We start from the raw sequence: 22,823 nt of genomic DNA on the forward strand, positions 1-22,823 counted from the left end.
CGATGACCACCACGAACCCGCTGCGGTCCAAACGCCGCCGCTCCGCCCTGCGCACCGCGGCCTTCATGTCCCCCTGGCTGATCGGCTTCGGCTTCTTCTTCGCCTACCCGCTGCTGTCCACCGTGTACTTCTCCTTCACCCGGTACGACGGCTTCCGGCCGCCCGTCCTCAACGGCCTGGACAACTGGACCTACGTCTTCTCGGACTATCCGCCGTTCTGGCCGGCGATGCGCAACACCCTCTGGCTGGTGGTGGTCATGGTCTCCTGCCGGGTCGTCTTCGGCCTCGGTATCGGCCTGCTCATCACGAAGATCAAGACGGGGGTGGGGGTCTTCCGGACCCTCTTCTACCTGCCCTATCTGGCCCCGCCGGTCGCCGCGACCCTCGCCTTCGTCTTCCTCCTCAACCCCGGCACCGGCCCCGCCAACACCCTCCTGGACGCGGCGGGCCTGCCCACCCCCGGCTGGTTCACCGACGCCGACTGGTCCAAGCCCGCCCTGACCGCGCTCGCGCTCTGGGGGGTCGGCGACCTGATGGTCATCTTCATGGCCGCGTTGCTCGACGTACCGAAGGAGCAGTACGAGGCCGCCGAACTGGACGGCGCCGGGGCCTGGGCGCGATTCCGGCACATCACCCTGCCGAACATCTCGCCGATCATCCTGTTCGCCGTGGTCACCGGGGTCATCCAGGCCATGCAGTACTACACGCAGCCGTTGGTGGCGGGAAAGGTGGCGGCCGGGGTGATCGGCGGGTCCGGCCAGCAGTTCGAGCCGGGATACCCCGACAAGTCCACCCTGACCCTCCCCCAGCTCGTCTACAACGCCGGCTTCCAGCGCTTCGACTACGGCTCCGCCTGCGTCGTCGCCCTGGTCCTCTTCGCCCTCTCCATGGCCTTCACCGCGCTCCTGATGCGCCGCCGCGGCGGACTGGTCGGAGCGGACGCGTGAGCGCGGCCGGCGCCGCGGGCGCACGCGACCGCAGGGCCGTCCTGCACTGGATCGGGGTGCACTCACTGGGCGTGGCCGCCGCCCTGTTCTTCGTCCTCCCCTTCGTCTTCCTCCTGCTCACCTCCCTGATGGCCGACCGGCAGGCCCTCACCCGCGACCTGTGGCCCGACACCTGGGAGTGGGGCAACTACGCCACGGTCTGGCACACCCCGGGCTTCCTGACGTGGTGGCGCAACACGCTGCTGTACGCGGGACTCGGCACGCTGCTGACCGTGGTCTCCTCGGTACCCGTCGCCTACGCGCTCGCCAAGTTCCGCTTCCGCGGGCGACGGCTCTCGCTGCTGCTCGTGATCGCCATGATGATGCTGCCGCCGCAGGTGGTGGTCATCCCGATGTACCTCTTCTGGGCGAAGCAGCTCGACCTGTCGGGCACCCTGTGGCCGCTGATCATCCCGATGGCCTTCGGCGACGCGTTCTCCATCTTCCTGCTCCGCCAGTTCCTGCTGACCATCCCGGACGAGTACCTCGACGCCGCCCGTGTCGACGGCTGCGGGGAGGTGCGCACCCTGCTGCGCGTGGTCCTGCCGATGGCGAAGCCCGGGATCGCGGCGGTCGCCCTGTTCCAGTTCTTCTGCGCCTGGAACGACTACTTCGGCCCGCAGATCTACGCCTCGGACAACCCGGCCGCCTGGACCCTCAGCTACGGGCTGGAGTCCTTCAAGGGCGCGCACCACACCAACTGGAACCTGACCATGGCCGCGACCGTGCTGGTCATGGCCCCGGTGATCGTCCTCTTCTTCTTCGCCCAGAAGGCGTTCGTCGAAGGCGTCACCCTGACAGGAGTGAAAGGCTGACACCGATGAAACTCGCAGTGGTGGGCGGCGGTTCCACCTACACCCCCGAACTGATCGACGGCTTCGCGCGGCTGCGCGACACCCTGCCCGTCACCGAACTCGTGCTGATCGACCCCGCCGCCGAACGGCTGGAGCCGATCGGCGCCCTCGCCCGGCGGATCTTCGCCCGACAGGACCACCCGGCCCGCGTCACCACCACCACCGACGTCGACGCGGGCGTCGACGGCGCCGACGCGGTCCTGCTCCAGCTGCGCGTGGGCGGGCAGGCGGCCAGGCTCCAGGACGAGACCTGGCCGCTGGAGTGCGGCTGCGTAGGGCAGGAGACCACCGGGGCGGGCGGGCTCGCCAAGGCGCTGCGCACCGTCCCGGTCGTCCTCGACATCGCCGAACGGGTGCGCCGGGCCAACCCCGGCGCCTGGATCATCGACTTCACGAACCCGGTCGGGATCGTCACCCGGGCCCTGCTCGCCGCCGGGCACAAGGCGATCGGGCTGTGCAACGTGGCCATCGGCTTCCAGCGCCATTTCGCCGCCCTGCTGGACGTGGCCCCGGCCGACGTCCACCTCGACCACGTCGGCCTCAACCACCTGACCTGGGAGCGGGGCGTACGCCTCGGCGGGCCCGACGGCGAGGACCTGCTGCCCCGGCTGCTCGCGGAGCACGGGGAGTCGATCGCCGACCGGCTGCACCTGCCGCGTACGGTCCTGGACCGTCTCGGCGTGGTGCCCTCGTACTACCTGCGCTACTTCTACGCCCACGACGAGGTCGTACGGGAACTGCGCACCGGGCCCTCACGGGCGGCCGAGGTGGCCGCGATGGAGCGGGAACTGCTCGCCCTGTACGCGGATCCCGCGCTGGACGAGAAGCCGGCGCTGCTCGCCAAACGGGGCGGGGCCTTCTACTCGGAGGCGGCCGTGGACCTGGCGGCCGCCCTGCTGGGCGACGGGGGTTCGCCGGTGCAGGTGGTCAACACCCTCAACAACGGCACCCTGCCGTTCCTCCCCGACGACGCGGTGATCGAGGTCCAGGCACGCGTCGGCGCCTCCGGCCCGGTGCCGCTGCCCGTGCCCCGGCTGGAGCCACTGTTCTCCGGACTGGTCGCACACGTGACGGCGTACGAGGACCTCGCGCTCGACGCGGCCCTGCGCGGCGGCCGCGAGCGGGTCTTCAAGGCCCTGCTCGCGCACCCGCTGGTCGGACGGTTGGACCTGGCCGAGGGGCTCACCGACCGGCTCCTCGCGCACAACAAGGAGCACCTGGCGTGGGCCTGACCCTCCCTTCCGTACTGGCCATCGACGCGGGCAACAGCAAGACGGACGCGGCGCTGATCTCCGCCGACGGCACCGTGCTGGGCACCGGGCGCTCCGGGGGCTTCCAGCCTCCCCGCTCGGGCGTCGAGGCCGCGGTGGACGTCCTCGGGCAGGCCGTCTCGGCCGCTGCCGCGGCCGCGGGGCTGCCCGCGGCGGGGCCCGGATCCCCGTACGCCGCGCAGGTGTCGGCCTGCCTGGCCAACGCGGACCTGGCGGTCGAGGAACGGCAGCTGACGGAGGCGATCGGCGCCCGCGGCTGGGGCGCGGCCACCGAGGTACGCAACGACACCTTCGCGATCCTGCGGGCCGGGGTGGAGGAGCCGTGCGGGGTCGCGGTGGTGTGCGGGGCCGGGGTGAACTGCGTCGGGATGACCCCGGACGGGCGCACGGCGCGCTTCCCCGCGCTCGGTCGGATCTCCGGCGACTGGGGCGGCGGGGGCGGACTGGCCGACGAGGCCCTGTGGTCCGCGGCCCGGGCCGAGGACGGGCGGGGCGGACCGACGGAGCTGGCCCGGGCCCTGCCCGCGCACTTCGGGCACACCTCGATGTACGAGCTGATCGAGGCGCTGCACCTGGGACGGATCCCCGGCGGGCGGCGGCACGAACTCGTCCCGGTGCTGTTCGCGGTGGCGGCCGCCGGGGACCCGGTGGCGGGCGCGCTGGTGCACCGTCAGGCGGACGAGATCGTGACCATGGCGACGGTGGCGCTGCGCCGCCTGGAACTCCTCGACCGCGAGGTCCCGGTGGTGCTGGGCGGCGGGGTGCTGACGGCCCGGCACCCGCAGCTGAACGACCGCGTCGCCGACGGCCTCGCCGAACGGGCCCCGCTCGCCAGGATGCACGTGATCACGGCGCCGCCGGTCCTGGGCGCGGCCCTCCTGGGCCTGGACGCCCTCGCCGCCCCGCCCCCGTCGTACGCGCGGCTGCGCGCACGGTTCGGGGTCCCGCCGGCCGCGCCGTCCGGTGCCGGACCCCGTGCCCGATTCGAGTGAACCCGCCCCTGGAGGGCACGGATCTGGAACCGTGGCGGTCTCGTACGCGTATTGACGATGAAGGGGTGGCGGGCGCGCGGCGGGGGGTCGGATCGTCCGGGATTCAGCACCGGGTGGTGTGACCGTCCGGCACTGACGCCATACTGCTCCGGACAGTGGACAGGACCGAGGGGGAGGTCACGGTGGCGATCACATCACGCGCGCCCGCGCCCGGGGGCGGTGTCTCCGTACCGTCCGCCGGTCCGTCGGGGCCGCGGCCCGGCGGGCCGCCGGGCCGGGGTACCGCCTGGGCCGAGGGCGTGGAGCGGCTGCGCGAGGCGGCGACGACCGAACCGGGACGGCTGCGGATCATCGGCGCCGCCCTGGCCGCCCTGGTGCTGCTGTTCGGCGCGGTCAGCGTGTGGGAGATCTCCGGCCGGTCCACCGCCGCCGACGACGTCGTGGGCCGCAGCCAGCCGCTGAGCGCGGACGCGGCGAGCATCTACCGCTCCCTCGCGGACGCCGACACGACCTCCTCCAGCGGCTTCCTGCTCGGCGCCCAGGAGCCGCGCGAGGTCCGCCAGCGCTACGAGAAGGACATCGCCAACGCCTCCAAGCTGCTGGTGAACGCGGCCGCCAACACCGGCGGCAACGAGGACTCCCGCGCCCAGATCGCCCTGCTGAGCGAGCAGCTGCCGCGCTACACCGGGCTGATCGAGCAGGCCCGGGCCGCCAACCGGCAGGGCATGCCGCTGGGCGGCGCCTATCTCCGTTACGCCAACGAGCAGATGACCACGCAGCTGCTGCCCGCGGCGCAGCGGCTGTACGAGTCGGAGACGGGCCGGCTGTACACGGACTACGACGAGGCCCGCGCGTGGCCGCTGGTCTCGCTCGGAGTGGGCCTGGTCGCGCTCGCCGCCCTGGTGTGGGCGCAGCGGCGCAACTACCGTCGGACGAACCGGGTCTTCAACCACGGACTGCTGGCCGCGACGGCCGCGTCGGTGGTGGTCCTGCTGTGGCTGGCCGTGGGGCACACGGTGGCACGGTCGGACCTGAGCTCGGCCCGGACGGAAGGGCAGGAGTCGCTGAAGGTGCTGAACGACGCGCGCATCGCCTCGCTCCAGGCGCGGGCCGGGGAGAACCTGACGCTGGTCGCGCGGGGCGCCGTACTGGCCGAGGACAAGAAGTCCGACAAGTACGACGTGGAGTTCATCTCCAACATGAAGCAGCTGGACAACGGGCTGGCGACGGCGCTGCGGCTCGCCGACGACGCGGCCGGCCGGGAGCCGGTGAGCCGCGCGGTGGACGGTGCGAAGCAGTGGCAGCAGCGGCACGCCGCGGCCCGGGAGGCGGACTTGAAGGGTGACTTCGAGGCGGCGCTGACCCAGGTCGTGGGGGACGCGCAGCACAAGGACACCAGCGGGGCCGCTTTCGACACGGTGGACGCCTCCCTGGAACAGGCGGTGGCCCACGAACAGCGGGAGTTCACCCTGGCGGCGCGGGACGGGCTCGGTGCGCTGGGCGGTCTGGTGACGGGCTCGGCGGCCCTGGCGGTCGTCGGCGCGGCGGCGGCACTGCTCGGTATCGGGCGCAGGCTTTCGGAGTACAGGTGAGCGCGATGCGGATACGAGCGAAGCGGGTCTCCGAGGGCTTCGAGGGCCGCACCCCCCGCGGCCCCCTCGGCGCCGCCGCGGGCCAGGCCGGTCCGGACGGCGCGGGCAGCGCGGGGAGCGGTCACGGTGGCGCGGCCGGGGCCGGCGGCCCCGGCGCGGGCGATCACGCGGCCGCGGGCGGGAGCGCCCACGGCGGGCACGGGGGTTCCGGGGGCGGTGGGGGGTACTACGGCGGTGCTCCGGACGGGCCCTTCCCTGCTCCGCGGGCGGCGCGGACCCGGCGGACCCGGTTGCGGGGGTGGGGCGGGGTGACCGCCATGGCCGCCGCGTGCGTCATGACGGCCGCGGCCGTGCTGCTGCCGCTGACCCAGGCCGCGCCGGACTCCGGCCGCCCGGGGGTCTACCGCGGGCCCGCCTCCATGGCGGTGGCCCCGGCGGCGCCCTCCGACACCTGCCAGGACCCGGAGGCGAGCCTGCGCCCGTCCGCCGTGGACGGGGCGACCATCGCCCGGATCAAGGCCGCCGGCAAGCTCGTCGCCGGCGTGGACCAGAACAGCTTCCGCTGGGGCTACCGCAACCAGACCACCACCGGCGGCACCGGCCTGGAGGACCAGTCCAACCAGGGCCGTCTCGACGGCTTCGACATCGACCTGGTCAAGGCCATCGCCAAGGACATACTGGGCGACGAGAAGGCGGTCATCTACCGGGCCATCCCCACCAGCCAGCGCATCCCGGCCCTCCAGGAGGGCCGGGTCGACATCGTCGTGCGGACCATGACGATCAACTGCAAGCGGCTGGAGGACGTGGCCTTCTCCACGGCCTACTTCGAGGCCGGGCAGCAGGTGCTGGCCCCCAAGGGCTCGCCCATCACCGGGTACGACACCTCGCTGAAGGGCATGAAGATCTGCGTCGCGGCCGGTTCCACGGCGGAGGCCTCCCTGAAGGCCCAGTCGTACGGCGCGGCGCCCGTCACCGTGCCCAACCAGCTGGACTGCCTGGTCCGCCTGCAGCTCGGCGAGGTCGACGGGATCATCACGGACAACGCCCTCGCGGCCGGCCAGGCCGCGCAGGACCCCTCCGTGCGGCTGGTCGGCTCCCCGTTCACCCGGGAGTTCTACGGTGTCGCCATGAACAAGGACGCCTCCGACCTGGTCCGCCGCGTCAACAACGTGCTGGAGGGCTACCGCGCGGGCGGCGCCAGCAGCCCGTGGATGGTCTCCTACCGCAAGCACCTGGAGGCCGTGCTGCCCGGGGTGACCGCGCCGCCGGCGCCCAAGTACCGGGACGGCTGAGGCCCGTGGCGGCTGATTCCGACACGGAGGGACGAGAGGGGCGATCGGTGGAGGCACTGTCGGTGGAAGGCGGATCGGCGGTGATGGACAGGGACGGCGTCGACCGCGCCCTGGCCAGACTCGGCGCGGAGCACGAGGCCGTGGAGACCTCGCTGCTCGCCCTCCAGGACCACGCCGGGCGCCGGCTGCTGGAGGGCGCCGGACTGACCGGGCTCACCGAGGAGCGCTGGGCGGCCGCCGAGGCCGACATCACCCGGCTGTGGACGTACTTCGACGCCTACAGCGGGGCCCTGACCGCGGCCCGGCAGATCCGGGAGCGGCGCCGCTGGCCGAACCGCGAGGACCTCGTCGAGCTGACCGAGCGGCTGCGGGGGCCCGGCGTGCTGATCGCGGGCGCCGCGACGGAGGGCGCCGCGCTCGCGGAGCGGCTCTCGCTCGCCGAGCTGGTGGCCCGGATGAACGACCTGTACGCGCGCTCGCTGGACGTGGTGGTGGCCGCCGACGCGGTGTGGTCGGCGCTGCCCGCCCGCATCGACCTGCTCGCCGCCGAACTGCACCGCACCCGCTCGCTGGCCCACTCGGTGGGGGTGCGCCCCGGTGAGCACCCCTCGGGCGACGACCTGGAGGACATCACCGCCGAGCTGACGGAGCTGCGGGCCCGGGTGATCGCCGACCCGCTGGCGTTCTGGCAGCCCGCCGCGGGCAGCTCGGCCCCCGGCGGCGGCCGCCCGGACACCGGGCGCTACGACCGGGCCGCGCTGGCGCTGGAAGACGTACGCCGTGAGGTCGAGGCGGTGCTGGACGTACGGCAGGACGCCGAGCAGCGGCTGATCAGCCTGCGGGACGTGCTCTCGCGGGCGGACCGGACCCTGTCGGAGGCGCGGACCGCGCGCGGCGAGGTGCTGGCGAAGATCGCCGCGTCGGAGGTGCCCGCCGTCAGCGGCCCGCCAACGGTGCTCCAGGAACAGCTCGCGGCGGCTGCCGAGCACCGGCGCCACGCGCGCTGGCACCGGCTCTCGCCGCTGCTGGAATCCCTGGAGGAACGGGCCGAGGAGGAACTGCGCAGGGCCCGTGAATCGTTGACCGCTGTGACGGCCCCGCTGGCCGTGCGGGCCGAGCTGCGCGGGCGGCTGGACGCGTACAAGGCGAAGGTGGCACGGCACGGCATGGCGGAGGACCCTCTGCTGATGGAACGGTACGACACGGCCCGGCGGATGCTGTGGAGCGCGCCCTGCGATCTGCGCGCCGCCGAGCAGGCCGTCCTGCGCTACCAGCAGGCGACGGCGGAGGCCTTGCAGGCCGCGGAGACTCCCGGAAAGGACGGCGCATGAGCCTGGTGGGAACGGCGTGCCTGCGCCCCGGCTGCCCGGGGACGTACGAGGACATGGGCGACGGCGACCTGTACTGCGACACCTGCGGACTGGCGCCGGTGGGGGCGGCCCTGGCGGGCGCGGAGGAGCTGGTGTCGCCGCCGACCGCGATGACGAGCGCGGCGCGGGGCGCCGCTGGTTCACGGGGGTCGCAGGGTTCGCAGGGATCGGGCTCCTCGCGTTCCTCGTCCTCGGCCTCGACCTCGGCGCGTTCGTCCCGTTCCTCGCGCTCGTCCTCGTCCCGGCGCTCGGTGTCGGGGCGGCTGTCGCGCGCGCTGTCGGGGGCGGCGTCCACCCGTTCGGTGTCGGTGCGCAGTACGGGCCTGTCCGTCTCGGCGTCGGGGCGCAACCAGCTCGGTGCCGGGCTGGTCAAGGTGCCCGAGGTGCCGCGGCCGGATCCTTCGACGGCGGTCCTGGAGAACCCGGAGGTGCCGGAGCGCAAGCGGTTCTGCTCGCGTTCGGACTGCGGGGCCCCGGTGGGCCGGGCGCGCGGTGACCGCCCCGGCCGGACGGAAGGGTTCTGCACGAAGTGCGGGCACCCGTACTCCTTCGTGCCGAAGCTGCACGCGGGTGACGTGGTGCGCGGCCAGTACGAGGTGGCGGGCTGCCTGGCCCACGGCGGGCTCGGCTGGGTGTACCTGGCGGTGGACCGGGCGGTCTCGGACCGGTGGGTGGTGCTCAAGGGCCTGCTGGACACGGGCGACCAGGACGCGATGGAGGCCGCGATATCGGAGCGGCGCTTCCTCGCGGAGATCGAGCACTCCAACATCGTGCGGATCTACAACTTCGTGGAGCACCTGGACCAGCGGACGGGTTCGCTGGACGGGTACATCGTGATGGAGTACGTCGGCGGCAAGTCGTTGAAGGAGATCGCGAACGAGCGGCGCCGGCCGGACGGGCGGCGTGATCCGCTGCCGGTGGAGCAGGCGTGCGCGTACGGCATCGAGGCGCTGGAGGCGCTGGGCCACCTGCACAGCCGGAACCTGCTCTACTGCGACTTCAAGGTCGACAACGCGATCCAGCAGCAGCACCAGCTGAAGCTGATCGACATGGGCGCGGTGCGGCGGATGGACGACGACGAGTCGGCCATCTACGGCACGGTGGGCTACCAGGCGCCGGAGGTGGCCGAGCTGGGGCCGTCGGTGGCCTCCGACCTGTACACGGTGGCGCGGACGCTGGCCGTCCTGACCTTCGACTTCCAGGGCTACACGAACATCTTCGTGGACTCGCTGCCGGACCCGGAGCACATCGAGGTGTTCCAGCGGTACGAGTCCTTCTACCGGCTGCTGGTCCGGGCGACCGACCCGGACCCGGGGCGGCGGTTCGCGTCCGCGCAGGAGATGGCGGACCAGCTGACGGGTGTGCTGCGGGAGGTGGTCGCCCTCCAGACGGGCCGGCCGCGGCCGCAGCTGTCGACGCTGTTCGGTCCCGAGACGAAGGTCCCGGACACCCAGCTCTTCACGGACACGGCGGACAGGCCCGTGTCCCGACTCGGCCTCCGCGAGGTCGCCCCCGGCCCGTTCGCCTCCCGGCGGGGCGGCGGCCTCGCCGGCCTCCTGGGCCGCGGCCCTGCCGCTCCGCCACCCGCGGCGGCCGGGGCCCCGGGCGGAACGTCCGCTCCGGGCACGGCCTCACCGGGCGGCTTCGCCGTGCCCGCAGGGGCATCCGGTCGCGGCGGGGCCCACGCGCCCGGGGGCGCTCCGCTGCCCGCGGGGGCACCCGGTACATGGGCACAGGCGCCCGGGGGCGGCACCCCGTCGGGCGGCGTCCCGCTGCCCGCGGGCGCCGCCCCGCCGATGGCACCGGCCCCGGGCGGGGCGTCGGGCACGTGGGCGCACGCGCCCGGGGGGACTCCGGCGGCGCCGGCGCCCGGCGGGGCCGTGCCCGGGATCGGGACCACCGCCACGCACGTGGCGGGGGCCGCGGTGCCGGCGCCGCGGACGGCTCCGGCCGCCGTGCCCGCACCCGCGCCCGTGTCCTCGCCGCCCGCCGCGGGAGCGGGAGCGGCACCGGCGGGAGCGAGACCGCTCGACACCCGCGGGACCGCCCTCGCGCTGCCCGTGCCGCTCGTGGACGCGGGCGATCCCAACGCCGGGTTCCTGGCCGGCCTGCTGGCCTCCGCACCCGGCGAGCTGATCGCCGCCCTCGCCGCGGCACCGGCCGACTCCGCCGAACTGCGGCTGCGCCGGCTGCGGGCCCAACTCGAACTGGGCGAACTGCCGGAGGCCTCCCGCACGCTGACGGACCTGGAGGAACTGCACCCGGACGACTGGCGCGTCGTCTGGGCCCGCGGCATCGCCTCGCTCGCCACCGGGGACGACGAGATCGCGGCCCTGTCCTTCGACGCGATCTACGACGCCTTCCCGGGCGAGCCCGCGCCGAAGCTGGCCCTCGGTCTGTGCGCCGAGGTGCTGGGCCAGTTGGACAACGCCGCCGAGTACTACCGCCTGGTGTGGAGCACCGACCCGGGCTTCGTCAGCGCGGCCTTCGGTCTGGCCCGGGTCCAGCTGGCCGCCGGCGACCGGGACGGAGCCGTGCTCACGCTGGAATCCGTACCGGAGGCGTCCATCCACTACACCGCCGCCCGGGTGGCGGCCGTACGCGCACGTCTGCGCGACCGGTCCCCGCAGGAGCCCCTGATGGCCGATCTGACGGCCGCCGCCGAGCAGGTGGAGGCGCTGCGGCGGTTCGGTCTGGACCCCGAGCGCCACGAACGGCTCGCCACCGAAGTTCTGGGCTCGGCCCTGGACTGGGTACTGTCGGGTAGCCGGGGTTCCGACCCCGGTCGGACCTCGCTGCTCGGCAGTCAACTGGACGAGCGGGGCCTGCGCTTCGGGCTGGAGCGCTCGTACCGCGTGCTCGCGCGGCTGGCGCAGCGGGGCGAGGAGAGGATCGAACTGGTGGAACGGGCAAACCGTTTCCGTCCCCGGACGTGGGTGTGAGTGATGTCGATGCATCGGCCGTCGGGCTGCCCCAGCTGCGCGGAACCCCTGGAGGAGGGTGACCGTTTCTGCGGAGTCTGCGGATACGCCGTCACCGTTCCTCCCCCGGCGGTGTCCGCGGACCGCCCGACGATCGAGTTCCCACCTGCGCCACCGGCCGCTCCGGCCGCGGTGGCGCAGGCGGCGCCCCCTGCCCCGGCCGCCGCTCCCGCGGTGCCGCCCGCCGCACCGCCGACCGTGCCGGCCCCGGCCGGTTACGCCGCCGCGGCCCCCGGCTGGGGCACGGTCGCCTCCGCCGCGCCGACCCTGGTCGATGCCCCGGCGGAGTCGCCGTGGGCCCCGGTCGATCCCACCGAGCACGCGCACGGCGGCGGACCGGAGGGGCCGCAGGCCAGGTACGACCTGCCCGGTGGCGGCACTCCGCCGGGCGGCTCCACTCCCCCTGAGGGCACCGCCTGGGCCGCGCCCGAAAACCCGTACGCGGAAGCGCCCCGCGCCGACGTCCCGTACGAGGCCCGGTACGAAGCGCAGTACGAAGCGCAGTACGAAGCCCCGTACGAGGCCCCGCACGAAGCCCCACCGCAGGCCCCGCACGAGGCCCCGCAGCAGGCCCCGCACGACGGCAGCGGCGCCGAGCGCGAAGCCCCGTACGCCGAAGCCCCGCAGGCGGCCGGCAAGACCTGTGTCGCCTGCCGCGCCGGGCACGTGGACACCGACGGGTACTGCGAGCACTGCGGGCACGCGCAGCCGCGCGAGCGGGACCACCTGGAGGAGGAACTCGGCAGCGTCGCCGCCGTCAGCGACCGGGGCCTGCGCCACCACCGCAACGAGGACTCGTTCGCCGTGGCCGCCACCGCGCTGCCCGACGGCTCCACCGCCACCGTGGCCATCGTCTGCGACGGCGTCTCCTCGGCCAGCCGGCCCGACGAGGCGTCCGCCGCGGCCGCCGCGGCCGCCAACGAGGCACTGCTCGACGCGCTCCCCCGCGGCGCCCACCCGCAGGAGGCCATGCACTCCGCGATCCTGGCCGCGGCGGCGGCGGTGAACGCGCTGGCCCCCGAGGTCCCCGGCGCGCAGAACGCCCCCGCCTGCACGCTGGTCGGCGCCGTCGTCGGCAGTGGCCTGCTGACCATCGGCTGGGTCGGCGACAGCCGCGCCTACTGGGTGCCGGACGACCGGGCCGCGCTCCCGCGCCGCCTCACCGAGGACGACTCCTGGGCTGCCCAGATGGTCGCGGCGGGCCTGATGGGCGAGGCCGAGGCGTACGCCGACGTCCGCGCGCACGCCATCACCGGCTGGCTGGGCGCGGACGCGTACGAACTCGAACCGCACACCGCCACCTTCAAGCCGGACCACCCCGGGGTGGTCGTGGTCTGCACCGACGGCCTGTGGAACTACGCGGAGTCCGCACGGGAGATGGCGCAGGTGCTGCCCGCGGACGCCGCCACCCGCCCGCTGCACAGTGCGCAGGTACTGGTGGGCCATGCCCTGGACGGCGGCGGGCACGACAACGTCACCGTGGCGGTGGTCCCGTTCACGGCGCTCGCGCAGGCGCAGGAGCGGGCACAGGAACAGGCGCATGCGGAACCGGAGTCCGGGACAGATACGGAAGCGGGAGCACGCCCCCAGCTCTGACCCCGCCCGCCCCCTGCCCCGCCCGACCGCCCACCCACCCCTCCGCCCGCCCGAGCCTTCAAGGAGTCCAGTCGATGGCGAACTTCGCCAAGCCGAGCGCCCCGCGCTTCGGCGTGGAGGTGTACCAGAACGAGTTCCTCCCGGAGGGCGGGCGGGAGGTGCACGCCATCGTCACGGTGACCGCCACCGGTGGTGCCGCCGCCACCCGCGCGAGCGTCGACCGGGGCACGGCCGCCGTCGTGATCATGGTCGACTGCTCGGGGTCGATGGAGTACCCGCCGGACAAGATGCGCGGTGCCCGCGAGGCCACGGCCGCCGCGATCGACACCCTGCGCGACGGCACCTCGTTCGCCGTGGTCGCCGGTACGCACGTGGCCAAGGAGGTCTACCCGGGCCAGGGCCGCCTCGCCGTCGCCGATCCGGCCACCCGGGCCGAGGCCAAGGAGGCCCTGCGCGGGCTCGGCTCCGGCGGCGGCACCGCCATCGGCACCTGGCTGCGGCTCGCCGACGGCCTGCTGCGGGGCTCCACTGCCGCGATCCGGCACGGCATCCTGCTCACCGACGGCCGCAACGAGCACGAGGAGCCGGCCGTGCTCCGCGCCACCCTCGACGCGTGCGCCGGCCGCTTCACCTGCGACGCGCGCGGGGTGGGAACCGACTGGGAGGTCAAGGAGGTCACCGGCATCGCGAGCGCGCTCCTGGGCTCCGCCGACATCGTGGCCGATCCGGCCCACCTCGCCGAGGACTTCACGCGCATGATGGAGAACGTCATGGGCAAGGAGGTCGCGGACGTCGCGCTGCGCCTGTGGACCCCGGTCGGCGTGGAGATCCAGTACGTGAAGCAGGTCGCGCCGACCGTCCAGGACCTGACCGCCCGCCGCACCGAGGCCGGGCCGCGGGCGGGCGACTACCCGACCGGTTCCTGGGGCGACGAGTCCCGCGAGTACCACGTGTGCGTCCGCGTCCCGACCGCGTCCGTCGGCCAGGAGATGCTCGCGGCCCGCGCCTCGCTCGTCCTCCCGGGCGCGGCGCCCGGCGAACCGGTGACCACGCTCGCCCAGGGGCTGGTGCGTGCGGTGTGGACGGACGATCTGGTCGCGTCCACGGCCATGAACCCGCAGGTCGCGCACTACACGGGGCAGGCGGAGCTGGCGCAGGCTATCCAGCAGGGCCTCGAAGCACGCAAACTGGGCGATGTCGAAGGCGCGACGGCCAAGCTCGGTCGCGCCGTACAGCTGGCCGGCGCGTCCGGAAACGCCGACACTGCGAAGCTTCTGGCGAAGGTGGTGGATGTCGTGGATGCGGTGGCGGGTACTGTGCGGCTGAAAGCGAAGGTCGCCGACGCCGACGAGATGACCCTCGAAACGCGCTCGACACAGACCGTCCGAGTGAAGAAGACCTGACAAGACCTGAGAAGACCTGCGGCAAAGAACGCAGGGAGAAGAAGGGGGAAGCGCCGTCATGCCGACCTGCCCGAACGGGCACCAGTCCGCCTCCGACGACTGGTGCGAGGTGTGCGGCCACCGCATGGCGGCCCAGGAGACGCCGCCCGCGGCCCCCTCCTACGGCTACGGCTTCCCCCCGACCGGTGGTGCCGCGACCATGCAGGCCGAGCTCTGCCCGCAGTGCCGCACCCCGCGCGAGGCCCTGGCCCCGTTCTGCGAGGAGTGCCGGTACAACTTCCTGACGCGGACGGCCACCGCCGGGCCCGGCCCCCGGACCGGCGCCACGCCGCCCCCTCCTCCGCCGCCGCCGGCCCCGGCGCCGCCCGCGTACTCGCAGGACCACTTCGAGTACCAGGGCTCGCGGCCGTCCCGGGTGAACCGACCGGCCGAGCCGCTCCAGCGCGAGGACGACTGGATGCTGCCGCCTCCCGCGCACGAGGCGCCGCAGGAGTACCAGCAGTCCCCGCCGCAGCAGTACCAGCAGCAGCCCCCGGCGCCGCCGCAGGCTCCGCAGCAGCACGAGTACCAGCAGCACCAGGTGCCGCCGCAGCCCGCGCAGCAGCAGTCCTCGCCGCAGTTCACGCCCCAGTACCAGCAGCAGCCCGCGCAGCAGCCGTTCCCGGCACAGGGCGGTGCCTGGACCGCGACGATCGGCCCCGACCGCTCGTACTTCATGGCGATGATGCAGCGCAGCGGCCCGGAGGCGGCCGGGCTCAACCTGCCCGCGTACTCCCCGGAGCAGCACCTCCCGCTCTCCGGCGGCCAGATCACGATCGGCCGCCGCCGCGCCTCCACGGGTGAGTCCCCCGACATCGACCTGTCGGTGCCCCCGGAGGACCCGGGCGTCTCGCACGCGCACGCCGTGCTCGTCCAGCAGCCCGACCAGAGCTGGGCGGTGGTGGACCAGAACTCCACCAACGGCACCACCATCAACGGCGGCGAGGAGCCGATCCAGCCCTACGTACCGGTCCCGCTCGCCGACGGCGACCGCGTCCACGTGGGCGCCTGGACCACGATCACCATCCGCCGCGGCTGACCGCTGTCCGGCGGCTGATCCGCCGGCCGGTTCACCCGTCCCCCAGGGGCCATACGTAGGGTCCCTGGGGATCGTCGAGCCAGGACCACTGGCCGTCGGCGCTGACGGTGACGCCGAAGCGTTCGCGGCCCGGGCGGTCCTCGCGGCGCCACAGGTCCAGGGCCTCGCGGGGGTGCAGTACGCCGTCGGTCAGCACCAGCATGAACTGGAAGCGCTCGTTCTCGACCATCTCGTACGGGAGCCCGTGCCCCTCCACGATCTCGGTGGGCGGCGGCGCGGCCGTGGCCCCGCGCAGCGGGACGAAGTAGGCCGGGGTGTGCAGGAAGCGGCCCTCGGCGAAGCCGGCATCGCGGACGGTGAGGGCGATCAGCCCCGTCGACAGCGGGGCCAGGATCCGCGCCCCGGGCCGGCACTGGCCGAGCCAGGCGACGGGGATCATCGGCAGCGTGCAGGTCACCATGATCCGGTCGAAGGGGGCCCGTGAGGGGCAGCCGCGCGCCCCGTCCCCGGTGACCACGGCCGGGTGGTAGCCGAGCAGGGCCAGGTGGGCCCGCGCGGACTCGGTGATCTCCTCGTCCAGGTCCACGGTGGTGACGTGCTCGTCGCCGAGGCGGTGGCACAGCAGGGCCGCGTTGTAGCCGGTGCCCGCGCCGATCTCCAGGACGTCGTCGCCGTCGGCCGGCTCCAGGGCCGTCAGCATCTTCGCCATCAGGGAGGGCTGGCTGCTGGAGGAGACCAGGCGGCCGTCGCGCAGCCGGGTGGCGAGGGGGGTGTCGGCGTAGACGCCGCGCAGCCAGCGGGCCCGGCGCTCGGGGTCGGGGTCCTCGGCCCACAGCCGCTCGTGTCCGGCGCCGCGGCCGGTCCAGAAGTACGGCACGAACACGTCTCGGGGCACGGCGGTGAAGGCCGCGCGCCAGCGGGGATCCTCCAGCACGCCGGCGGCGGTCAGCTCCCGCACCTGGGCGGCGTGGGCGGTCTCCCGCAGGTCCCGTACCGCGGTGGTGCGTGAGGTGTGTGCGCCCATGCCTCCACTGTGCTGCGCGGGCGCCCGGGAGGCGACTGCGGGCGGTGGGTGGGTGCGGGGATGGGCCCTGGGGCCCCGGTCCTCCGTCCGGGCGTCTGAGACGATGGTCGGGTGAATGAGATTCCGCGGGGCACGCTTCAGGAGCAGACCTTTTACGAGCAGGTGGGCGGCGAGGAGACCTTCCGCCGCCTGGTCCGGCGCTTCTACGAGGGGGTCGCCGAGGACCCGCTGCTGCGCCCGATGTACCCGGAGGAGGACCTCGGCCCCGCCGAGGAGCGGTTCGCGCTGTTCCTGATGCAGTACTGGGGTGGTCCGACCACCTACAGCCAACACCGCGGCCACCCTCGGCTGCGGATGCGGCACGCCCCGTTCCAGGTCGACTCGGCGGCACACGACGCCTGGCTGCGGCACATGCGGGTCGCGCTGGACGAGCTCGGGCTGGCGCCGGAGCACGAGGCCCAGCTGTGGAAGTACCTGACGTACGCGGCCGCCTCGATGATCAACACCGCGGGCTGATCCGGACGCGGAGGCGCACCCCCAAGCGGAACGCGAGGGGGTGCGGGACGGTGACCGGGGGACGGGCTGGGGTCTGTCGTCAAACTCCCGTCGTCGCCCGCAGGGCAGACGGGAGTTTGACGGCAGACCCTAGACCGGGCGGACCTGGAGGGCGCCCAGGCCGCCGGACGCGCCGGGGCGGCGCATGGCGACGGAGCCGTACGGGGTGCGCAGCCGCAGCCAGCTCCCGGCGGCCAGCAGTGCCACCGGGGCGGGGGCTTCGGGAGCGGGTCCACCGGCGGGCACCGCGGACCGGACGGGCCGCAGGAAGCCCAGGGACTGCGCGGCGTGGACGGCGCGCAGCGGGAGTTCGGTGTCGCCCAGCGTCCGGGACCAGATGTCGCGGCCGATGCGGTCGCGCTCCGAGCGGGTGCGGTGCTGCGGGGGCAGCGCCTCGTCACGGGCCCGGAACTCGGCGACGGCCGACGCGACGGCCGCCCTCATCGCCTCGGGGGCGGGCAGCCCGGGTACCTGCTGCCAGCCGCCGCGGGGCGGGAGCACACCGGTCCAGGGCGGGCCGGTGACCGCGCCGGGCACGGTGGCGGTGGCCAGGGCCTCATCGACGTGCTCCAGGAGCTCACCGGCGGAGACCGTCAGGTCCAGCGGCGTCGCGACGGGCACGGCGAGCCGCACCGTGCGGATGGCCAGGACGTCGAAGGACGGCGGCCGTCCGAAGACGGCGAGCGCGCCGCCGCCCGCCTGGAGGCGGACCGCGGCGGCGCGGTCGTAGTGCACCAGCCGGCCCAGGAAGGCGGCGAGGTCCGCCGCCTCCCCGGAGTCGGCGAAGCGCAACTGCTCGTTCATGCCGCGAGGCGCCCTTCGGAAGCCGTTTCGGGTGCCTTCGGCTTGTCGAGGTACTCCTCCAGGAAGTGCCTCTCCTCGGCCGTGATGCGGCGGGGCCGCCCCTCGGCGAGGTTGTACGGGACGACCACGGTCTCGGCGCGCACGTACACCGTCTCGGGCGCGTCCTCGGTCGCCTCGTCCTTGACCTCGTAGCGGATGGTCAGGGACGCGGCGCCTATCCGGGTCACCCAGGATTCGATGAGGACCGGCTCGTGACGGTGCACGAGGGGCAGCTTGTAGTCGATCTCGTGGCGGGCCACGACGGAGCCGCCCGTGAAGGACTCACTGCCCTCCCCCGGCGCGAGGCGGAACATGAAGTCGATCCGCGCCTCCTCCAGGTAGCGGAGGAAGACGACGTTGTTGACGTGCCCGAAGGCATCCATGTCCGCCCAGCGCAGGGGGCACCGGTAGTGGTGTCTGGCCATGATGGTCGCCGGCCTCAGCCTCGGGTGAGCTTCTTGTAGGTGGCGCGGTGCGGACGGGTGGCGTCCGGGCCGAGCCGCTCGATCTTGTTCTTCTCGTAGGACTCGAAGTTGCCCTCGAACCAGAACCACTTCGAGTCGCCCTCGTACGCCAGGATGTGCGTGGCCACTCGGTCCAGGAACCAGCGGTCGTGGGAGACGACCACGGCCGCACCGGGGAACTCCAGCAGGGCGTTCTCCAGCGAACCCAGGGTCTCGACGTCGAGGTCGTTGGTGGGCTCGTCGAGGAGCAGCAGGTTGCCGCCCTGCTTGAGGGTGAGCGCGAGGTTCAGGCGGTTGCGCTCACCGCCGGAGAGCACGCCGGCCGGCTTCTGCTGGTCCGGGCCCTTGAAGCCGAAGGCGCTGACGTAGGCGCGGGACGGCATCTCGACGTTTCCGACGTTGATGTAGTCCAGCTCGTCCGACACGACCGCCCAGAGGGACTTCTTGGGGTCGATGTTGGCGCGGCCCTGGTCGACGTACGAGATCTTGACGGTCTCGCCGACCTTGATGTCGCCGGAATCCGGGGCCTCCAGGCCCTGGATCATCTTGAAGAGCGTGGTCTTGCCGGCGCCGTTGGGGCCGATGATGCCGACGATGCCGTTGCGCGGCAGCGTGAAGGACAGGTCGTCGATGAGGACCTTGTCACCGAACGCCTTGGAGAGGTTGTTGACCTCGACCACGATCGAGCCCAGACGCGGGCCCGGCGGGATCTGGATCTCCTCGAAGTCCAGCTTGCGCATCTTGTCGGCCTCGGCCGCCATCTCCTCGTAGCGGGCGAGGCGGGCCTTGGACTTGGCCTGGCGGCCCTTGGCGTTGGAGCGGACCCACTCCAGCTCTTCCTTGAGGCGCTTGGCGCGCTTCTCGTCCTTCTTGCCCTCGACCTTGAGGCGCTCGGCCTTCTTCTCCAGGTAGGTGGAGTAGTTGCCCTCGTAGGGGTGGGCGCGGCCGCGGTCGAGCTCGAGGATCCACTCGGCGACGTTGTCGAGGAAGTAGCGGTCGTGGGTCACGGCCACGACGGCGCCCTTGTACTGGGCCAGGTGCTGCTCCAGCCAGTTCACGGACTCGGCGTCGAGGTGGTTGGTGGGCTCGTCGAGGAGCAGCAGGTCGGGGGCCTCCAGCAGCAGCTTGCAGAGGGCCACGCGGCGCTTCTCACCACCGGAGAGGTTGGTGACGGGCCAGTCGCCGGGCGGGCAGCCCAGGGCGTCCATGGCCTGCTCCAGCTGGGCGTCGAGGTCCCACGCGTTGGCGTGGTCCAGGTCGTCCTGGAGCTTGCCCATCTCCTCCATCAGCTCATCGGTGTAGTTCGTCGCCATTTCCTCGGCGATCGCGTTGAACCGGTTGAGCTTCTGCTTGATCGGGCCGACGCCGTCCTCGACGTTCTCCAGGACGGTCTTGGACTCGTCGAGCTTCGGCTCCTGCATGAGGATGCCGACGGAGTAGCCGGGCGACAGGAAGGCGTCACCGTTGGACGGCTGCTCGATGCCCGCCATGATCTTCAGAACGGTGGACTTACCGGCGCCGTTCGGGCCGACCACGCCGATCTTGGCCCCCGGCAGGAAGTTCAGGAAGACGTCGTCGAGGATCACCTTGTCACCGTGCGCCTTGCGCGTCTTGCGCATGGTGTAGATGTACTCAGCCAAGAGAAACCGTCCGGCAGATCGATGGTGGGCAGATACACCCCATACTGCCGTACGTCCATCCCCCGGGGGAAACCCGTATGGTCAGGGCCCCTGAACCGGGCTCCCGCCGCGGAGGCGGCCGGCGGCCTGGGCCGCCGTCGGTCACACGGGCTGCGCGGGGGCCTTGCCGACCCGCTCGATGTGCCGGTCCAGCAGGGTCCGCAGCCGGTCCACGTCGGCGGGGTCCTGCGCGCCCCGCTTGGGCAGGACGGTGATGCCCGCGCCGTACTTGTCGGCGCTCAGCAGCACGAACGCCTCGGGGGTCTCCGTGTACCGCGGCACCATCGCCCAGGTCAGGCTCTGCGAGAAGGAGGTGGAGCCGACGGTGGCGCCCGTCTCCGTCACCACGGCACGGAACTCGCCCTGCTTCTCGACCAGCGCCTTGTGCACCCTCCTGGCGCCCAGCCGCGGAGCGAGGAAGAGCATCGCGAGCAGGGTCGTACCGATCACCAGCTGCAGGTACACGCCCCGGTCACCCAGGGTCATCCCGTGCTGCATCTTGTTCGCGGCCATCGCGAAGAGGATCACGGCCAGCAGAGGCAGGGTCCACCGTTGCCTGCGCGCCGAGGGGGCGAAACGCCACCGCGCCCTGATGCCCGCCGCCACGTCCGCAGGGGTCGGCCGGTACACCAGCTCGACCGCCGCGGCCTCGGCGGCCGTGGTCTCGGCGGCCGTGGTCTCGGCGGCCGTGGTCTCGGCGGCCGTGGTCTCGGCGGCCGTGTCCATGTCTTGATCCCCACCCGTGTTCATGGCCGGAAATGTAGCGCAGGGCAGGTACAGGTCAAGAACGAGGGTGATGGGCCCCGAATCCGGCCCGAGGAGCATGATCAACAGGCAGGATGGCCCGGACCCGGGGCCACGGCCTCTCGGACAGTGACGTACGGAGGCTTGATGGAGAACGCCTTGCTCGCCCTCGCCGGCGCGGTCGTCGCGGTGACGGGAACCCTGCTCGCGCCGATCCTGTCCCAGCGCGTCCTGGGCCGTGTCCAGGCGGAGCAGTTCGAGCGGCAGCAGCGGGTGGCCGAGGCCCAGTGGGCGCGGGAGCAGCGCCTGGCCGAGGTGCACAAGCGGCGCGCCTGCTACGTGACGGCGAACTCCGGCTACCGCCGCTACCGCATCGAGCTGATGACCTACCTGTGGCTGGTCCACAAGGGAGAGGCCACCCCGGAGGCCCGGGCGGAGCTGGGGGAGGCCCGGCACGGGATGCACACCGCCTTCGCCGAGGCCCAGATGATCGCCTCGGACGTGGTCCTGGCGGAACTGGACGGCATGACGCAGCGCCTCGCCACCGCGTACGCCCGCACCCTGCGCCTGGAAGAGGGGCGACCCGCGCCCTCCGGGTCGTTCCAGGAGATCCATGACGAGCTGCGGAGCATGAGCGGCCAGTGGACGGCCATGCGCACCGCGATGCGCACCGACCTGGGAGTGGACCCCGGCCCGGCCCCCGCGGGCCGGACCCCCGTCGGCCCCTGAGGCCCTGCCGCGGCCCTACCGGTCGGCCGCGGCGGAGCCGCTCGGCGAGGTGGAACCCCACCCGCCCGCTGATCGGCCCCCGACGGGCGGGGCGGCGCAGATCTCCGCCCGGGGCTGGTGGATGTGGCCCTGCCGGGCCGGTACCGGGCGGACGGGCTCGGCACTCCTCAGGAGGCTCCGCCCTCCTCCTCGTCCTGGGGGCGCTTGCGGAGCAGGAGGACCACCAGGCCGCCCAGGACCACCAGGCCCACCGCCAGGGAGGCGATGACCGGGGTGGCCGCCGAGCTGCCGCTCGTCGCCAGGCGTTCCTCGTCGGGGGTGGCCTGGGAGACGGGGGCCGCGCGGGTGCCCAGGGCCGTCAGGTCCGCCGGCTCGGCGGTGGCGCCCGACCCGGAGGCCGGAGGCTGCGGCCACTGCGCGTGGGCGGTGGCCGTGGACGCGGACTCGCTGGAGCCGGCCACGACCTGCGCCTGGGCCGGCACCTCGCTGGTGAAGACCCGGCCGACCGGCACCTTCGTCGCCCCGTGGACGGTGACCGTGGCCGCCCCGTCGGGCGTGCCCGCGGGCACCTCGAAGTACAGCCGCGTCCCGTGGACTGCGGTGCCCAGCGGCCGCCCCTCGGCGTCCACCACCCGCACCCCCATCGCGACCGCCGCGGCGTCGGGCACGACGGAGACGCTCCGCGCCCCGGTGTGCACGGTCACCGGGCCGATCCGGGTGCCCACCGCCCCCGACACCTCGCCCGGGTCCAGTGCGAGCGAAGCCGGCGGCTCCGGCAGCCGCGCGGCCGCCTTCTGGAGGTAGTCGGCGAGCTTCTCCGCAGCCGGGTCCGCCGCCTCGACCTGCACCTGGTCGGCCAGCCGCCAGATAGCCACCTGGGTGCCGGCCGCCGCGCTCTCCGCGGTGAGCGTCCCGGCCCCGGCCGCCTTGGCGAGCCCGGCCAGGTCGTTCAGCTGGGGGTAGGAGTGCTCCAGGACCCAGCGGATCCGCCCCGCGTCGCCGTTTCCGGCGAGCGGGCTGCCGCTCCAGCCGCTCTCCGTGTACCGGGCCTGGGGCTGCGCGTTGCCCGCCACCCCCACCCCGTAGGTCTGGAGCATGCCGCCGCCGTCGACCCGCATCTCGTAGAGCCCGGCCGGAATCTGCCGTACGGATCCGTCGCCGGCGCGCAGGACCGCCTGCCCGTACGTCTTCAGCCCGTCCAGCACCGCGCTCGCGCCCTCCGGGGCCCGGGGCGTCACCGGGCCGGAGTCGGCGGCCGCCCGGGCGCCGGGCGCGGCGGTGAGCGCCGCGGCCAGCAGGGCCACTGCCAGCGGGCGTCGTGTGGACCCCCGTACGGCAGGAGCGGGATCAGGAGCGGAGGATGCGGGAAC

General features: G+C 73.7%; 19 protein-coding genes. 13 read left to right on the forward strand and 6 right to left on the reverse strand.

Annotated features, from left to right (window positions below):
• Window positions 1–2 precede the first annotated feature (2 nt).
• From ACIQ5Y_RS36680 to ACIQ5Y_RS36730, 11 genes are all read left to right on the forward strand, one after another.
• On the forward strand, window positions 3–947 hold the full coding sequence (locus tag ACIQ5Y_RS36680; RefSeq protein WP_403890813.1) for a carbohydrate ABC transporter permease: 945 nt from the start codon (window positions 3–5) through the stop codon (window positions 945–947).
• Complete coding sequence (locus ACIQ5Y_RS36685; RefSeq protein WP_403890815.1) at window positions 944–1,801, forward strand: carbohydrate ABC transporter permease; 858 nt, start codon at window positions 944–946, stop codon at window positions 1,799–1,801. Before ACIQ5Y_RS36680 ends, ACIQ5Y_RS36685 begins: the two co-directional genes overlap by 4 nt.
• Before the next feature lie 5 nt (window positions 1,802–1,806).
• Window positions 1,807–3,072: a 6-phospho-beta-glucosidase gene (locus ACIQ5Y_RS36690; RefSeq protein WP_403890818.1), complete on the forward strand. Its 1,266-nt coding sequence runs from the start codon at window positions 1,807–1,809 to the stop codon at window positions 3,070–3,072.
• The gene (locus ACIQ5Y_RS36695) at window positions 3,063–4,103 is read left to right on the forward strand and encodes an N-acetylglucosamine kinase (protein WP_403890821.1); all 1,041 of its coding nucleotides are present in this window, start codon (window positions 3,063–3,065) and stop codon (window positions 4,101–4,103) included. Before ACIQ5Y_RS36690 ends, ACIQ5Y_RS36695 begins: the two co-directional genes overlap by 10 nt.
• A gap of 182 nt (window positions 4,104–4,285) precedes the next feature.
• Window positions 4,286–5,695, forward strand: coding sequence for a hypothetical protein (locus ACIQ5Y_RS36700; RefSeq protein WP_403890824.1), 1,410 nt, complete (start codon window positions 4,286–4,288; stop codon window positions 5,693–5,695).
• 317 nt (window positions 5,696–6,012) lie between these two features.
• The gene (locus tag ACIQ5Y_RS36705; RefSeq protein ID WP_403890906.1) at window positions 6,013–6,987 is read left to right on the forward strand and encodes a glutamate ABC transporter substrate-binding protein; all 975 of its coding nucleotides are present in this window, start codon (window positions 6,013–6,015) and stop codon (window positions 6,985–6,987) included.
• A gap of 83 nt (window positions 6,988–7,070) precedes the next feature.
• On the forward strand, window positions 7,071–8,318 hold the full coding sequence (locus tag ACIQ5Y_RS36710; RefSeq protein ID WP_403890909.1) for a hypothetical protein: 1,248 nt from the start codon (window positions 7,071–7,073) through the stop codon (window positions 8,316–8,318).
• A 5-nt stretch (window positions 8,319–8,323) separates the two neighbouring features.
• A complete protein-coding gene (locus ACIQ5Y_RS36715; protein WP_403890912.1) occupies window positions 8,324–11,299 on the forward strand; it encodes a tetratricopeptide repeat protein in 2,976 nt (991 codons plus the stop codon).
• A 3-nt stretch (window positions 11,300–11,302) separates the two neighbouring features.
• Window positions 11,303–12,934 carry a protein phosphatase 2C domain-containing protein gene (locus ACIQ5Y_RS36720; protein ID WP_403890827.1) on the forward strand — a complete coding sequence of 544 codons (1,632 nt, stop codon included), beginning with the start codon at window positions 11,303–11,305 and terminating at the stop codon, window positions 12,932–12,934.
• Between the two features lie 74 nt (window positions 12,935–13,008).
• Window positions 13,009–14,337 carry a VWA domain-containing protein gene (locus ACIQ5Y_RS36725; protein ID WP_403890830.1) on the forward strand — a complete coding sequence of 443 codons (1,329 nt, stop codon included), beginning with the start codon at window positions 13,009–13,011 and terminating at the stop codon, window positions 14,335–14,337.
• Between the two features lie 58 nt (window positions 14,338–14,395).
• Window positions 14,396–15,415: an FHA domain-containing protein gene (locus ACIQ5Y_RS36730; RefSeq protein ID WP_403890833.1), complete on the forward strand. Its 1,020-nt coding sequence runs from the start codon at window positions 14,396–14,398 to the stop codon at window positions 15,413–15,415.
• Window positions 15,416–15,446: 31 nt separating this feature from the next.
• On the opposite strand, the gene ACIQ5Y_RS36735 is transcribed toward ACIQ5Y_RS36730, so the two are convergent.
• Complete coding sequence (locus tag ACIQ5Y_RS36735; RefSeq protein ID WP_403890836.1) at window positions 15,447–16,439, reverse strand: methyltransferase domain-containing protein; 993 nt, start codon at window positions 16,437–16,439, stop codon at window positions 15,447–15,449.
• Between the two features lie 111 nt (window positions 16,440–16,550).
• Between ACIQ5Y_RS36735 and ACIQ5Y_RS36740 the strand changes: the two genes are divergently transcribed.
• Window positions 16,551–16,955 carry a globin gene (locus ACIQ5Y_RS36740; RefSeq protein WP_384590862.1) on the forward strand — a complete coding sequence of 135 codons (405 nt, stop codon included), beginning with the start codon at window positions 16,551–16,553 and terminating at the stop codon, window positions 16,953–16,955.
• A gap of 129 nt (window positions 16,956–17,084) precedes the next feature.
• Here the strand turns inward: ACIQ5Y_RS36740 and ACIQ5Y_RS36745 are convergent, their stop codons facing one another.
• The 4 genes from ACIQ5Y_RS36745 to ACIQ5Y_RS36760 all read right to left on the reverse strand — a co-directional run bounded on the left by ACIQ5Y_RS36745 (window position 17,085) and on the right by ACIQ5Y_RS36760 (window position 20,730).
• On the reverse strand, window positions 17,085–17,798 hold the full coding sequence (locus ACIQ5Y_RS36745) for a hypothetical protein (RefSeq protein WP_403890840.1): 714 nt from the start codon (window positions 17,796–17,798) through the stop codon (window positions 17,085–17,087).
• Window positions 17,795–18,262: an acyl-CoA thioesterase gene (locus ACIQ5Y_RS36750; protein ID WP_384590857.1), complete on the reverse strand. Its 468-nt coding sequence runs from the start codon at window positions 18,260–18,262 to the stop codon at window positions 17,795–17,797. The genes ACIQ5Y_RS36745 and ACIQ5Y_RS36750 overlap by 4 nt, the downstream gene beginning before the upstream one ends.
• Before the next feature lie 14 nt (window positions 18,263–18,276).
• On the reverse strand, window positions 18,277–19,941 hold the full coding sequence (gene ettA / locus ACIQ5Y_RS36755; RefSeq protein WP_403890844.1) for an energy-dependent translational throttle protein EttA: 1,665 nt from the start codon (window positions 19,939–19,941) through the stop codon (window positions 18,277–18,279).
• A gap of 141 nt (window positions 19,942–20,082) precedes the next feature.
• Entirely contained in the window at window positions 20,083–20,730 is a 648-nt protein-coding gene (locus tag ACIQ5Y_RS36760) for a YcxB family protein (RefSeq protein WP_403890847.1), read from the reverse strand.
• A gap of 141 nt (window positions 20,731–20,871) precedes the next feature.
• Here ACIQ5Y_RS36760 and ACIQ5Y_RS36765 point away from each other — a divergent pair, with 141 nt between their 5' ends.
• Entirely contained in the window at window positions 20,872–21,453 is a 582-nt protein-coding gene (locus tag ACIQ5Y_RS36765) for a hypothetical protein (protein WP_403890850.1), read from the forward strand.
• Window positions 21,454–21,620: 167 nt separating this feature from the next.
• Here the strand turns inward: ACIQ5Y_RS36765 and ACIQ5Y_RS36770 are convergent, their stop codons facing one another.
• Complete coding sequence (locus ACIQ5Y_RS36770; protein ID WP_403890853.1) at window positions 21,621–22,757, reverse strand: thioester domain-containing protein; 1,137 nt, start codon at window positions 22,755–22,757, stop codon at window positions 21,621–21,623.
• Window positions 22,758–22,823 lie beyond the last annotated feature (66 nt).

It is taken from the genome of Streptomyces sp. NPDC096339 (genome assembly GCF_044762985.1).
In the GTDB taxonomy this organism is placed as follows: Bacteria; Actinomycetota; Actinomycetes; order Streptomycetales; family Streptomycetaceae; genus Streptomyces.